The sequence below is a fragment of the Streptomyces sp. CY-1 genome (assembly GCF_047218265.1).
GTDB classification, from domain to species: domain Bacteria; phylum Actinomycetota; class Actinomycetes; order Streptomycetales; family Streptomycetaceae; genus Streptomyces; species Streptomyces niphimycinicus.
Window position 1 is genome coordinate 8134664 of record NZ_CP178393.1, and the last position, 13135, is coordinate 8147798.

At 69.8% G+C, this 13135-nt stretch carries 10 protein-coding genes and 1 pseudogene; 4 read left to right on the forward strand and 7 right to left on the reverse strand.

The window, feature by feature from the left end:
* Positions 1 to 148: 148 nt before the first annotated feature.
* On the reverse strand, positions 149 to 1093 hold the full coding sequence (locus tag ACK1X7_RS34995; RefSeq protein ID WP_385142339.1) for an alpha/beta hydrolase family protein: 945 nt from the start codon (positions 1091 to 1093) through the stop codon (positions 149 to 151).
* Between the two features lie 171 nt (positions 1094 to 1264).
* On the opposite strand from ACK1X7_RS34995, the gene ACK1X7_RS35000 reads away from it, so the two are divergent.
* Positions 1265 to 1855 (forward strand): TetR/AcrR family transcriptional regulator, encoded by a 591-nt coding sequence (locus ACK1X7_RS35000; protein ID WP_385142342.1) that lies wholly within the window; start codon positions 1265 to 1267, stop codon positions 1853 to 1855.
* Positions 1856 to 2096: 241 nt separating this feature from the next.
* Here the strand turns inward: ACK1X7_RS35000 and ACK1X7_RS35005 are convergent, their stop codons facing one another.
* Entirely contained in the window at positions 2097 to 2978 is an 882-nt protein-coding gene (locus tag ACK1X7_RS35005; RefSeq protein ID WP_390792757.1) for an SDR family oxidoreductase, read from the reverse strand.
* An 86-nt stretch (positions 2979 to 3064) separates the two neighbouring features.
* On the opposite strand from ACK1X7_RS35005, the gene ACK1X7_RS35010 reads away from it, so the two are divergent.
* Positions 3065 to 3643, forward strand: coding sequence for a TetR/AcrR family transcriptional regulator (locus tag ACK1X7_RS35010; RefSeq protein WP_216341242.1), 579 nt, complete (start codon positions 3065 to 3067; stop codon positions 3641 to 3643).
* A gap of 74 nt (positions 3644 to 3717) precedes the next feature.
* On the opposite strand, the pseudogene ACK1X7_RS35015 reads toward ACK1X7_RS35010, so the two are convergent.
* Positions 3718 to 4340: pseudogene (locus ACK1X7_RS35015) on the reverse strand (NADPH-dependent F420 reductase).
* 313 nt (positions 4341 to 4653) lie between these two features.
* On the opposite strand from ACK1X7_RS35015, the gene ACK1X7_RS35020 reads away from it, so the two are divergent.
* The gene (locus tag ACK1X7_RS35020) at positions 4654 to 5595 is read left to right on the forward strand and encodes a LysR family transcriptional regulator (protein ID WP_390792759.1); all 942 of its coding nucleotides are present in this window, start codon (positions 4654 to 4656) and stop codon (positions 5593 to 5595) included.
* A gap of 157 nt (positions 5596 to 5752) precedes the next feature.
* On the opposite strand, the gene ACK1X7_RS35025 is transcribed toward ACK1X7_RS35020, so the two are convergent.
* The 4 genes from ACK1X7_RS35025 to ACK1X7_RS35040 form a co-directional block, all read right to left on the reverse strand.
* Positions 5753 to 7282 carry a helix-turn-helix domain-containing protein gene (locus tag ACK1X7_RS35025; RefSeq protein ID WP_385142351.1) on the reverse strand — a complete coding sequence of 510 codons (1530 nt, stop codon included), beginning with the start codon at positions 7280 to 7282 and terminating at the stop codon, positions 5753 to 5755.
* A 137-nt stretch (positions 7283 to 7419) separates the two neighbouring features.
* Positions 7420 to 7986, reverse strand: a complete 567-nt coding sequence (locus ACK1X7_RS35030; protein ID WP_390792760.1) for a Uma2 family endonuclease — start codon at positions 7984 to 7986, stop codon at positions 7420 to 7422.
* A 90-nt stretch (positions 7987 to 8076) separates the two neighbouring features.
* Complete coding sequence (locus ACK1X7_RS35035) at positions 8077 to 8976, reverse strand: LysR substrate-binding domain-containing protein (RefSeq protein ID WP_390792761.1); 900 nt, start codon at positions 8974 to 8976, stop codon at positions 8077 to 8079.
* Positions 8977 to 9223: 247 nt separating this feature from the next.
* Positions 9224 to 10105 carry an aminoglycoside phosphotransferase family protein gene (locus ACK1X7_RS35040; RefSeq protein ID WP_385142372.1) on the reverse strand — a complete coding sequence of 294 codons (882 nt, stop codon included), beginning with the start codon at positions 10103 to 10105 and terminating at the stop codon, positions 9224 to 9226.
* 283 nt (positions 10106 to 10388) lie between these two features.
* Between ACK1X7_RS35040 and acnA the strand changes: the two genes are divergently transcribed.
* Positions 10389 to 13106, forward strand: a complete 2718-nt coding sequence (acnA, locus tag ACK1X7_RS35045; protein ID WP_385142358.1) for an aconitate hydratase AcnA — start codon at positions 10389 to 10391, stop codon at positions 13104 to 13106.
* Positions 13107 to 13135: the final 29 nt, after the last annotated feature.

A 13135-nucleotide genomic window follows, 5' to 3' on the forward strand; every position in this document is an offset into this window, starting at 1 on the left:
CTCCTCATCGGGTATTCTGGAGATTCGATGCATGTCAACTGGTGGGACCGTGGATTGATTCCTTGTCGCCCGGGATTTGACCTTCGTATTTGTTATGCCTGCCCCTTACGGAGTCGATGGCACCCAATCGATCCATGCCGCGGCGGGTCTATTTGTCGTCGATGCGTCCGATCGGGTCGGCGGCCTCCGCGACCTCGGTCCGCACCTGCTTCCAATCCCGGTCGTCGATCCCGAGAGCGCTGCGGAGGTAGGCCCACGAAGCCTTCCGGATCAGCGCCACGCGCTCGGGGCTCTCGTCCGTGGTGTCCTTGGCGCCGTAGGCGTGGATCCCGCCGAGCGAGTGCTCGGCCCCGAACAGGGTGAGCAGGCTCTGGGCCCCGGGGCTGTACCTGTACACATCGGTGAACCAGTCGGGGCCGCGAGTCGAGAGGAGGGACTGGTCGTGGTCGCCCGCGACCACGAGGGCCGGGGTGGTCAGGCGGTCGAAGTCGGGGCTCATGAAGGAGAAGTTCTCCGCGGCGAACGGCGTCAAGGTGTCGCCGCCGATGCCGGTCGTGGCGAACAGCACACCCGCCTTCACCCGGGTATCGGTCTTGTCGGGGCCGGGCTGCCCGTCCGCGCCGACAACGCGCGCGCCGAGCAGCATGCTGACGGTCTGTCCGCCCCAGGAGTGTCCCGCGACGGCGATGCGGTCGCTGTCGACGCGGTCACCGAGGCCGGGGACCGCGGCGACGATGTGGTCGAGTTCGTCCAGTACGCGCTCGACGTCCTGGACCCGGATGCGCCAGATGTCGGGGTACCGCGGGTCGGCGGGAGCGATGCCGAGGGTCAGCGAATCGAGGAATGTGGGCTGGAGGACGACGAAGCCGTTGGCGGCCCAGAAGTCGACCAGCGGGTCGTACGACGACATCGACAGGCCGAAGCCATGGGCGAGCACGACGATCGGCAGGCCGCTGCCGGAGACCGGCGCCGACACGCGCACCTGAAGGTCGTGGCCGCGCTCTGGTGCGGGCAGCACGACCGGCTTGACGCTGATGATCGCGGTGGTCGATGCGGGAACGGCGCGCGGGGCGGCCGTGTCGGGTGCGGGCATGTGGAGCTGCCTTTCGGTTGCGATGAGCGCCGTGTCCATGGGGGAATACATGCGTCGCCGGCGCAGGTCCGGCGACATGAGCCACCGGATCCGCGGTTAAGCGGAGCGATGTTCCGAATATACGGAGCGCCGTTCCGCTTGGCAAGCGCGGTCGTAGGACAGGAGCGCCCCGTGAGTGAAGGCGACAAGCCGTTGTCGACCACGCCGAGCTCGGCCAAGCGCGCCGACGCCCGGCGGAACGAGAGGGCTCTGCTCGATGCCGCGGCGTCGGTGTTCGTCACGGACGGAGTGGACGCGCCGGTGCGCCGGATCGCCGCCGCGGCGGGCGTCGGCATGGGCACGATCTACCGGCACTTCCCCACGCGCGCGGACCTCGTCGTGGCCGTGTATCGGCACCAGGTCGACACCTGCGCCGAAGCCGGGCCCACCCTGCTGGCGACGGCGGCCTCACCGTTCGCCGCGCTGCGTCAATGGGTCGATCTCTTCGTGGACTTCCTGGCGACCAAGCACGGGCTCGCCGCCGCCATGCGCAACGATCCCGACGGCTTCAGCGCCCTGCACGCGCTGTTCATCGAGCGCCTCGTGCCGGCTCTCGCCGATATCCTCGGGGCCGCCCGGGAGGCGGGCGAGGTCACGGCCGACATCACCCCCTACCAGTTGATCCGCGCGATCGGCGATATCTGTGCGGGCGGCGAGAGGGTCGATCCGAAGTACGACGCGCGCCTCACCATTCGGCTGCTGCTCGACGGATGCCGGAGCTAGGTGCTCCGCTGGAAGTGTCGCGATGCGTCGTCGGCCGACTGTGGCGCCGTCGTGGCTGGTCGCGCCCACGCGGCGGAGCCGCACATCGACACAGCCCCGCGCCCCTTCGGGGCGCCGCCCGAACCGTAGCGGACTTCCTCCGACCTGCTTGGCGGCCGGGTCGCCAGGGTCCGGCGGTGAGGGCCTCCCGCTGCCGGTGTGAGCGCCGGCAGCGGGCCCAGCCGGTCTTCCCGGCCGCCGGTCAGGGCTGGATGTTCTCCAGGTCCTCCAGGAGGGACGGGTGCTTCGGCTCCCAGCCGAGCTCCTGTCGGGTGTGGGTGCTGGACGAGGGCTGGTCGGTCGCGAAGATCGGGCCGAGCGGGCCGTAGGTCTCCGATGACACCGACTCGACCGGCAGGTCCAGCCGTCGGCCGATGACCGCGGCGATATCCCGCACCCTGTCTCCCTCGTCGGCCACGGCGTGCCAACAGCTACCGGCCGGCGCCCGCTCCAGGGCGAGCCGGAAGAGGACCGCCGTGTCGAGCGCGTGGACGGCGGGCCAGCGCTGTGTGCCGTCTCCCGCGTAGCCGGATATGCCGGTGCGGCGTGCGATATCGGTCAGCAGGCCGGCGAACCCGCCCATGCCCTCGTTGTGAACCGTGCGCGGCAGGCGTACGGCCGTGCTCCGGACCCCGCGCGAGGCCAGGCCCAGGGCCGCCGTGACCGCGCGACCGCGACCACCGACCGGCCCATCGGTCATGAGCGGGTCGGCCTCGGTGGAGGCGCGGCCCGGCACATGGGGCGTACCCGAGGCGGTGACGAAGGGGCGGTCGCTGCCGACGAGCTCCTCGCCGAGGGCCGCGATGGCGGCACTCTCCTCGGCGACCGCCTTCGCGAGGGCCTCGGGGCTGCTGAAGTCGTTGGCGAACGCGAGGTGGATCACCCCGTCGGCCCGCGCGGCGCCGGCGCGAAGGACGTCCAGGTCGGCGAGGGCTCCCCGGAGCGGCTCGGCGCCGGCCGCCTCGGCGGCCAGTGCGGACGCGTCGGAGCGGGCGAGTGCGAGGACGGTGTGGCCGCTGCCGAGCAGCTCGGCGACGACGGCGGACCCGATCAGGCCGGTGCCACCGGTGACGAAGACGCGCATGGAAATTCTCCCGCGAGTGATGGGACTCTTGTCCCATCACTATAGCCGAGTGATGGGACAAGAGTCCCATCGCCTATGATGGGGCCATGGGCAGGTGGGAACCAGGGGCGCGCGAACGCCTCGTCGTGGCCGCGGTCGACCTGTTCACCGAGCAGGGGTACGACGCCACGACGGTCGCGCAGATCGCCGAGCGCGCCGGGGTCACCAAGAGCACGTTCTTCCGGCACTTCCCCGATAAGCGCGAGCTGCTGGTGGCCGGACAGGAGACGCTGAGCCGGCTGCTGGCCGAGGGGATCGCCGAGGCGCCCGACGGCGCCAGCCCGCTCGAGGCGGTCGCTTCCGGTCTCGAGCGCGCCTCGACCGCGATGGGCCCCGTCAACCGGGACTTCGCCCCTCGTCTGAAGGCGGCCATCGCCTCCAGCGCCGAGCTTCAGGAGCGTGACGCCCTCAAAAGCGTCAGCCTGGCGGCCGCGATGACGACCGCTCTGGTCGCCCGGGGCGTACCCGATCCGACCGCGGCTCTCGCGGGCGAACTGGGCCTTCTCGCCTTCAAGCGGGGGTACGCCGAATGGTCCGAGGGCGACCGTGACGGCAAGGACGAGCTCGCCGGGTACGCCCTGGCGGCCCTGGACGAACTGCGTGCGGCCAGCGCGTCGCTGGGCTGACCGGACCGACAGCCTCACGGTGTTGTGCATGGACCGGATGGCGTCACGCGCCGGAGCGGCGGGCGCAGGGGCACTCAGCCGGGAAGGCTGACGCCGAGCGAGAAGTCGTAGTTCCCCATGCCATGGCGGCCCAGGCCCATCATCAGCAGGCCCGCTCCCTCCAGCCACCGCGCCATCTTCAGGTCGCCGGTGTCCAGCGGGCGCAGTCCGGTGCTCTCGATGAACGCGGACAGGCTCGCCTTGGCCTGTGCGTCGTCACCGGCCATGAACACGTCCAGCGGGCGGTCCTCGGCCAGGACATGGCCAAAGATGGTGTTGAACGCCTTGACGACATGGGCGCTCTTGGGAGCTGCCCCCGCGACCTGCTGCGCGATGGAGGTGCCGTCGGGGGTGATCAGCCCGGTGGCGGTGGGGTTGAAGGGGTTGGTGATGTCGACGATGATCTTGCCGGCCGGCGCGTCCCCGTACTGACGGACGACCGGCGCGGCGCTGGTGGCGGGCACGGCGAGGATGACGATGTCTCCGGCGGGGGCGGCGCCGATCTTCCCCGCCTCGCGCCGCGTCCGAGCGCGCCGACCATGTCGGCGGTCTTGGCCGCGTCACGGCCGATGATCTCGACGGCGTTGCCGCCATCGAGCGCGCGGGCGGCGAGAACGCGGGCCATGTGGCCCAGGCCGATGATGCTGATGTCGCTCATGGTGAGTGCTCTTCTCCTTGTTGCTGCCAGGTACTTGTGCCGCTGCTGCCGGATTCAGGGTTCAGGACCACCGCGCTCCGCCGTCGACGTGGGGGTCTCGCGATACGGCATCGAATGCTCCACGCATGTTGCGCGGGACAGGTGGTGCACCCGTCCTCGTCGGCCAGTCCAACAGCCAGGGAGGTACGAATCCTTCCCGTCGGATCATCGATAAAAATGCGAGTTGCCATAGATTCTTCTCATGCCGGAAGGGAGGGCCAGGGCCTTGTATCGAGGTCATTCATGCGTTGACCCTCTGCGATAAGATTGATATATGGCTACCCTCCGGGCGTTGGAGTGCCTTGTCGCGGTCGCGGACTCCGGATCGATCACGCAGGCCGCCCTGCTGCTGCATTCGTCGCAGCCCGCTGTCTCTCACCAGATCGCCTCCCTGGAGCGCGAGGCCGGAACGATCCTGCTTCGACGTGAACCCCGGGGGGTCAAGCTCACTCCCGCGGGGCGTGCCGCCGTCGCGGATGCCAGACGGGCGATCGAGGCGGCCGCCTCCGCGGTGCGGTCGGCACGTGCGGCGGGGCGGGCGGCCGGAGGGGTGCTGCGGCTGGTCAGTGCGCAGAGCCTCAGCGTGGCGCTGCTCGCCCCGGTCATTCGCCAGTGGGACCGCCGCCACCCGGACGTGGCGATCACCTTGCGCGAGTCCACGTCGATGGACGAGGCACTCGGCCTCGTCGACTCCGACGAAGCCGATGTCGCCCTGTTGCCCACTCCCTCGTCCGACCGCTTCACGATCACTGCCGTCGCCGAGGAAGAGATCGTGCTGGCGGCGCCCAGCAGCCACCCGCTGGCCCGGCAGCCGGCCGTACGCCTTGAGGATCTCGAAGGCGCGCCGCTCGTCCACTTCGCACCGGACAACGGCCTCAGCGCCTGGCTCGACCAGTCCTTCGCCCGCGCCGGGGTGCGCCTGGAGACGGTGATGAGGACTTCGGTGACCACCGCCGCACCACAGCTCGCGGCCGCCGGTCTGGGGATCGCCGTATGCCCCGTGAGCGCGGTCAGCGACGGCTTTCCGGGCGCCGTGCGGCCGTTCTCACCGCGGTGGATCAGGCAGTTGGTGGCGGTGACGGCCGGGGAACCGGATCCGCTCGTCGCACGATTCATCGGCAATCTGCGCAGCCACGGCGTGCGGGTGCCGCGCGGTGTGCGGGCTCAGCTCGCGGAGGGTGACGCGTCGGCCGGGACGCCGGGGCCGTCCTCCTGACCCTCGCCGCGCGACCAACGCGGCAAGCGGCAGGCGAGTTCATCTCCGGCTCATCTCCGGCTCATCTCCGGCAGGAAGATCCCACGGCTGCCGCCGCACCTTCTCCTCCTGATGTGCTGCCTCGCAGGTCGGACACGGTGCGGCGGCGGACGCGGCCTCAGATGTCGCGGAAGGTCTCGATCTGGGCGCCGATCGAGTTCAGCCGCTCGGCCAGGTCCTCGTAACCCCGGTTGATGACGTACACATTGCGCAGGACCGAGGTGCCCGGCGCGGCCATCATCGCCAGCAGGACGACCACGGCGGGGCGCAGGGCGGGCGGGCACATCATCTCGGCGGAGCGCCAGCGGGTCGGGCCCTCGACCAGGACGCGGTGCGGGTCGAGCAGTTTGACGTGGGCGCCGAGCCGGTTGAGCTCGGTGAGGTAGATCGCGCGGTTGTCGTAGACCCAGTCGTGGATCAGTGTCGAGCCCTGGGCGACGGCCGCGATCGCCGCGAAGAAGGGCACGTTGTCGATGTTGACGCCGGGGAACGGCATCGGGTGGATCTTGTCGATGGGGGCCTGAAGCTTGGACGGCCGCACGGTCAGGTCGACCAGCCGGGTGCGGCCGTTGTCCGCCGAGTACTCCCGGCCGCGCTCGTGGTCCAGCCCCATCTCCTCCAGAACGGCCAGCTCGATCTCCAGGAACTCCACCGGCACCCGGCGGATCGTCAGCTCCGACTCGGTGATGACGGCGGCGGCCAGCAGGCTCATCGCCTCGACCGGGTCCTCGGAGGGCGAGTAGTCCACATCGCGGTCGATGTGGGCGACGCCGTGGACGGTCAGCGTCGTGGTGCCCACGCCCTCGACCTTGACGCCCAACTCCTCCAGGAAGAAGCAGAGATCCTGGACCATGTAGTTGGACGAGGCGTTGCGGATCACCGTGATGCCGTCGTGCCGGGCGGCCGCCAGCAGCGCGTTCTCGGTGACGGTGTCGCCCCGTTCGGTCAGCACGATGGCGCGGGTGGGGGCGACCGAGCGATCGACCGCGGAGTGGTACATCCCGTCGGTGGCGGTCACTTCGAGGCCGAAGTGGCGCAAGGCGGTCATATGCGGCTGAACGGTACGGGTGCCGAGGTCGCAACCGCCCGCGTAGGGAATCCGGAAGTGGTTCATCCGGTGCAGCAGCGGGCCGAGGAACATGATGACGCTGCGCGTCCGGCGGGCGGCCTCGGTGTCCATGGCCTCGAGGTCCAACTCGGCGGGCGGCACGATCTCCAGGTCGGCGCCGTCGTTGATCCAGCGGGTGCGTACGCCGATGCTGCCCAGGACCTCGAGGATCCGGTAGACCTCCTCGATCCTGGCGACTCTCCGCAGTGTCGTACGGCCCGCGTTGAGCAGTGTGGCGCACAGCAGCGCCACACACGCGTTCTTGCTCGTCTTGACGTCGATGGCACCGGACAGACGGCGGCCGCCGACCACCCGAAGGTGCATCGGGCCCGCGTAGCCGAGGGAGACGATCTCACTGTCCAGGGCCTCGCCGATCCTGGCGATCATCTCAAGGCTGATGTTCTGGTTACCCCGCTCAATGCGGTTGACCGCACTCTGGCTTGTGCCGAGCGCCTCCGCGAGCTGGGACTGGGTCCAGCCTCGGTGTTGGCGGGCGTCACGGATGAGCTTGCCGATACGTGAGAGGTAGTCGTCAGTCATGCAGAAGAGGCTATCTCACATATGAGATGCGCATGCGACCGGAGGGGGCGAAGGAGTGACGGCCGTCCGGGTGGGTTCCTCTCGGTGATCGAGTGCCATTCCCGGTCGGAACCCGCCTCGCGGTCGGCTGAAGCCCATCAGAACTTGGAGGTATCCAGCTCCAGGGCGAACGGCTCCGGGAGCGGGAGCGGGGTACCGAAGGGGTGGGGGCCGTCCACCTTGGTGTATCCGAGGCTGCCGGGCACCGAATAGAGCGTGCAGGCGCGCTGCTGCCGGTCGACCAGGAGGTACAGCGGGGCTCCGTATTCCGCGTAGCGGCGCCGCTTGACGATCCGGTCGGTGTCCCCGTTTGAATCGGAGGTCACCTCGACGACCAGCAGGGTTTGATCGGGTACCAGTGCCGCAGCCTCCGCCAGCTCTTCGGGTACGACCGCCACATCTGGCACGTACCAATTGCTGGAGCCGGGGAGATCTAGATTGCCCGACCCCGATACGCAGCCGAGTTTGGACACGACCGGCGCGATCTGATTGCGGATCTTGTCCGCCGCCTTCTCATGGCCCCATGTCGGTGACAACTGCTCGATGACCCCCTCCACGATCTGCACCCGGTCATCCCCCCGGATGTGCTGGATCGCGTACTTCAATGCGGTTTCGGGGTCGTCGGCCACATACGAAGCTGTTTCCGAATGGGGTTGCGCGCTCATCGGTCCTCCACCAGGCGGCGTAACTGCAGCATGACGACTGCGCAAGGTCTATCGCAATCCTCCATGGGCTTGGGCAAATGCGCCCAGCAGTCACCCGTACCGGTGACGATCCCCCGTCACCACCGCCGCCAGTGTCCGGGCCGGGCCGTCGACCGCGGGGCCGTGGAGGAGTTCGGTGCGGTGGACCAGGCGGGGGGCGATCAGGGGGGCCGTGACGATGCCGGGGGCTCCCTTGGTGGCCGGGTGGGGGAGGAGAGCCAGGCCGTGGCCCGCGGCGGTGAGGGTGACCAGGCCGCGTACATCGGTGCCCTCGTACGTCAGCGAGGCGCGGAAGCCGCTGCTCCGGCTCATCGCGCGCAGTTGCGCCAGCGGCATGGCGGCGTCCGGGGCGTCCAGCCACTGGGCGTCGGCGAGGTCGGCCAGCCGCAGGCCGAGCCGGCGGGCCAGCGGGTGGCCGGTGGGCAGGGTCACCACCAGTGGGGCCTCCGCGACCGTGACCGAGGTGAGCGGACCCACCTCGGGCAGCGGCAGGGCGTCGGCGGGGGTGGCCGGGCCGTCGACCAGCCCCAGGTCCAGTGCCCCGGACGCCACCGCCGCCGGGATCTCCCGGCGGCCGAGGATCCGCAGTGAGGCCCGGATGGCCGGATGCGCCTGGCGCACCCGGTCCAGGGCCGCGGCGATTCTCGGGGTCATCGCCAGTGGTGAGGCCCCCACCACCAGCCGGGCGGCGCCGGACCCCGACAGCCGCTCGACGTCGGCCCGCGCCGCGTCCAGCCGCAGCAGCAGCGGACCGGCGTGTTCCAGCAGCCGTGCGCCCGCGCTGGTGAGCATGATCGGCCGCCGGGTCAGCAGTGACGTGCGCAGATCCGCTTCGAGGGACGCGATGTGCTCGGAGACCGCCGCCGGGGTGAAGCCCAGCTCATGGGCGGCGTCGGAGAAGGATCCGCAGCGGGCCACGGAGACGAACGTGCGGAGCAGGTGCGGGTCCATGGCAGCAGTATCGCGGGGGCCGGGGTGGCTCAGTTCCGAACTCGGAGGTGACCGGGGCCGGTTCGGGCCCGGCCGTCGTCCGTTCCGGGGCCGTCGGTCGCGTCCGCGCACATGCTCATGGCCTCAGGTCTAACGCGGAACGCCGCCCCCCGGGGCCCTTACGGCAAGCGGTCACCCTTACCGGTGAACGCCGGTGAACGCCGGTGAACGCCGGGGAGCGCCGGTGAACCCCGGTGAGCAGGTGCTCTCACCGGGTCCACGCGAGCAGTTCATCGATCACCGGCTCCGCACCACCGTTACCGAGGTGGGCGATGGCCGCGAACGGGGCGATCACCTGGCTCCAGGCGTGGAGCCGGTCGCCATCGAGCCCACACGCCGCCGCCACGCGCGCACAGCGGGTCTCGACGCCCTCCAGCCCGGCGCCGGCCACGACGTAGTCCACGGCGTCGAAGCATGGATCACCCACACATGCCTTCGGATCGATGGCCATCAGACCGCGCTCCGCGCCACCGTCGAGCACATTGCCCAGGTGCAGGTCACCGTGGAGCAACACGGTGGTCGCCTGCGTGTCCAGCAGCCGCTCGCACCGCTGGATGGCCCTGTCCCACGCGGTGACATCGAGACGTGCACCGATCGCGGGCTCGGACAGCCGCCTGCCGACACGGGCGAACGCCTCCTCGCACCGGCCGCGCAGCACCCGCGGCGGCCGCGGAGGCGGAGCGACCCCGTGCAACGCGGCGAGCAGCTCCGACCACTGCCCGGGAAGCGAGGCGGCGGGCAGGTCCTCCGCCGTCGTTCCGGGCACGATCTCTTCCAGCACCATCGCGCCCGCGTCCTCGTCGACGGCCAGCACGGCGGGCACCCGGCCCGAGGCGGCGAACCACCCCAGCATTCCCGCCTGCTCGACCAGAAGGGCCCGATCCGGACTGAGCTTCAGCACCGCGGGCGTGCCGTCGGGCCCTTGGCACCGCAATGTGATGGACGAAGCACCGTCCGGGAGGGATGCGCCGAGGGAAAGGCCCCAGCGGGACGTCAACCGTGCGATCAGGTTCGGCGCATCGGCGCACCATTCGGCGACCTGTGGACCGAATCGACGAACCAGCCGCGTAGTGACGCCGTCCACATCCACCGATAGTCGTTTCACGCGGGCCAGTCTGCCGCTCCCGGCCGCCGCGCCGAGCGCGGTATCGCCATACCCACGTCCCGGGGGCGCGCTCACACCCGGGCAGGGCATGACCGCGCGAGGGTGATGTACTAGAGTTATCTCGACATCGAGATACCTGCTGGAGGACGCATCGCCGCCCCGCACCGGTAAGGCTTACCTAACTTAGCCATACCTTAGCGGATCGGCGCGGGCATGTGACGGCAGCATTGCGGTGGTACGCGCGAAATCATGCATGAAGGAGACTGTCGTGTCGGCGAACAGCTTCGACGCCCGCAGCACCTTGCAGGTGGGCGACGAATCGTACGAGATCTTCAGGCTGGACAAGGTCGAGGGGTCGGCCCGGCTTCCATACAGCCTGAAGGTGCTGCTGGAGAACCTGCTCCGCACCGAGGACGGCGCGAACATCACCGCCGACCACATCCGCGCCCTGGGCAACTGGGACTCGCAGGCCCAGCCCAGCCAGGAGATCCAGTTCACGCCGGCCCGCGTGATCATGCAGGACTTCACGGGTGTGCCGTGTGTGGTGGACCTCGCCACCATGCGTGAGGCCGTCAAGGAGCTCGGCGGCGACCCGGCGAAGATCAACCCGCTGGCCCCGGCCGAGCTGGTCATCGACCACTCCGTCATCGCGGACAAGTTCGGCACCAACGACGCGTTCGCGCAGAACGTCGAGCTGGAGTATGGCCGCAACAAGGAGCGCTACCAGTTCCTGCGCTGGGGCCAGACCGCCTTCGACGAGTTCAAGGTCGTCCCCCCGGGCACCGGCATCGTCCACCAGGTCAACATCGAGCACCTGGCTCGCACCGTCATGGTCCGGGGTGGCCAGGCGTACCCGGACACCCTGGTCGGCACCGACTCGCACACCACCATGGTCAACGGCCTCGGCGTGCTCGGCTGGGGCGTCGGCGGCATCGAGGCCGAGGCCGCGATGCTGGGCCAGCCGGTCTCCATGCTGATCCCGCGCGTCGTCGGCTTCAAGCTGACCGGCGAGCTGAAGCCCGGCACCACCGCCACCGACCTCGTGCTGACCATCACGGAGATGCTCCGCAAGCACGGCGTCGTGGGCAAGTTCGTCGAGTTCTACGGTGAGGGCGTCGCCGCCACCTCCCTCGCGAACCGCGCCACCATCGGCAACATGTCGCCGGAGTTCGGCTCCACCGCCGCGATCTTCCCGATCGACGACGAGACCCTGAACTACCTCAAGCTCACCGGCCGCTCCGAGCAGCAGGTCGCGCTCGTCGAGGCGTACGCCAAGGAGCAGGGCCTGTGGCTCGACCCGGCCGCCGAGCCCGACTTCTCCGAGAAGCTGGAGCTGGACCTGTCGACGGTCGTCCCGTCGATCGCCGGTCCCAAGCGGCCCCAGGACCGCATCGTGCTCGCCGAGGCGGCGCAGCAGTTCGCCCAGGACGTCCGTAACTACGTCGCCGAGGCGGAGGAGGACGAGGCGGGCAAGGAGTCCTTCCCGGCCTCCGACGCCCCGGCCGTCTCCAACGGCGTGCCCACCAAGCCGACCCTGGTGACCGCCCCCGACGGGTCGACGTACGAGATCGACCACGGCGCCGTGACCGTCGCCGCGATCACCTCCTGCACCAACACCTCCAACCCGTACGTCATGGTCGCCGCCGCGCTGGTGGCCAAGAAGGCGGTGGAGAAGGGCCTGACCCGCAAGCCGTGGGTCAAGACCACCCTGGCCCCGGGCTCGAAGGTCGTCACCGACTACTTCGACAAGGCGGGCCTGACCCCCTACCTGGACAAGGTCGGCTTCAACCTCGTCGGCTACGGCTGCACCACCTGCATCGGCAACTCCGGCCCGCTGCCGGACGAGGTCTCCAAGGCCGTCAACGAGGCCGACCTCGCCGTCACCTCGGTGCTCTCCGGCAACCGGAACTTCGAGGGCCGGATCAACCCCGACGTCAAGATGAACTACCTGGCGTCCCCGCCGCTGGTCGTCGCGTACGCCCTCGCCGGTTCGATGAAGGTGAACATCACCACGGACGCGCTGGGCACCGACCAGGACGGCAAGCCGGTCTTCCTCGCGGACATCTGGCCGACCGAGGCCGAGGTCAACGACGTCGTGGCCAACGCCATCGGCGAGGACATGTTCAACAAGTCCTACCAGGACGTGTTCGCCGGTGACGCCCAGTGGCAGGCCCTGCCGATCCCGACCGGCAACACCTTCGAGTGGGACGCCGAGTCCACCTACGTGCGCAAGCCCCCGTACTTCGAGGGCATGACCATGGAGACGAGCCCGGTCGAGGATGTCACCGGCGCCCGCGTCCTGGCCAAGCTGGGCGACTCGGTCACCACCGACCACATCTCCCCGGCCGGTGCGATCAAGGCCGACACCCCGGCCGGCAAGTACCTCACCGAGCACGGTGTCGAGCGTCGTGACTTCAACTCCTACGGCTCCCGCCGGGGCAACCACGAGGTCATGATCCGCGGCACCTTCGCCAACATCCGGCTGCGCAACCAGATCGCGCCGGGCACCGAGGGCGGCTTCACCCGCGACTTCACGCAGGACGGCGGGCCGGTCTCCTTCATCTACGACGCGTCGCAGAACTACCAGGCCGCCGGGACCCCGCTGGTCATCCTGGCGGGCAAGGAGTACGGCTCCGGCTCGTCCCGCGACTGGGCCGCGAAGGGCACCGCGCTGCTCGGCGTCAAGGCCGTCATCGCCGAGTCGTACGAGCGCATCCACCGCTCGAACCTCATCGGCATGGGCGTCCTGCCGCTCCAGTTCCCCGAGGGCGCCTCGGCCGAGTCGCTGGGCCTGACCGGTGAGGAGACCTTCGACATCACCGGCGTCACCGCGCTCAACGAGGGCGGCATCCCGGAGACGGTCAAGGTCAAGGCCGGCGGGGTGGAGTTCGACGCCAAGGTGCGCATCGACACCCCCGGCGAGGCGGACTACTACCGCAACGGCGGCATCATGCAGTACGTGCTGCGCTCGCTGATCCGCAAGTAAGCACGGCTTACGGCAGCGGCGACGGGCCG

Coding starts and splice junctions, on each gene's coding strand:
- ACK1X7_RS35010 (WP_216341242.1), top strand. CDS start 3,065: ATGGGCAGGTGGGAACCAGGGGCGCGCGAACGCCTCGTCGTGGCCGCG.
- ACK1X7_RS34995 (WP_385142339.1), bottom strand. CDS start 1,093: ATGCCCGCACCCGACACGGCCGCCCCGCGCGCCGTTCCCGCATCGACC.
- ACK1X7_RS35020 (WP_390792759.1), top strand. CDS start 4,654: ATGGCTACCCTCCGGGCGTTGGAGTGCCTTGTCGCGGTCGCGGACTCC.
- ACK1X7_RS35035 (WP_390792761.1), bottom strand. CDS start 8,976: ATGGACCCGCACCTGCTCCGCACGTTCGTCTCCGTGGCCCGCTGCGGA.
- ACK1X7_RS35030 (WP_390792760.1), bottom strand. CDS start 7,986: ATGAGCGCGCAACCCCATTCGGAAACAGCTTCGTATGTGGCCGACGAC.
- ACK1X7_RS35025 (WP_385142351.1), bottom strand. CDS start 7,282: ATGACTGACGACTACCTCTCACGTATCGGCAAGCTCATCCGTGACGCC.
- ACK1X7_RS35005 (WP_390792757.1), bottom strand. CDS start 2,978: ATGCGCGTCTTCGTCACCGGTGGCACCGGCCTGATCGGGTCCGCCGTC.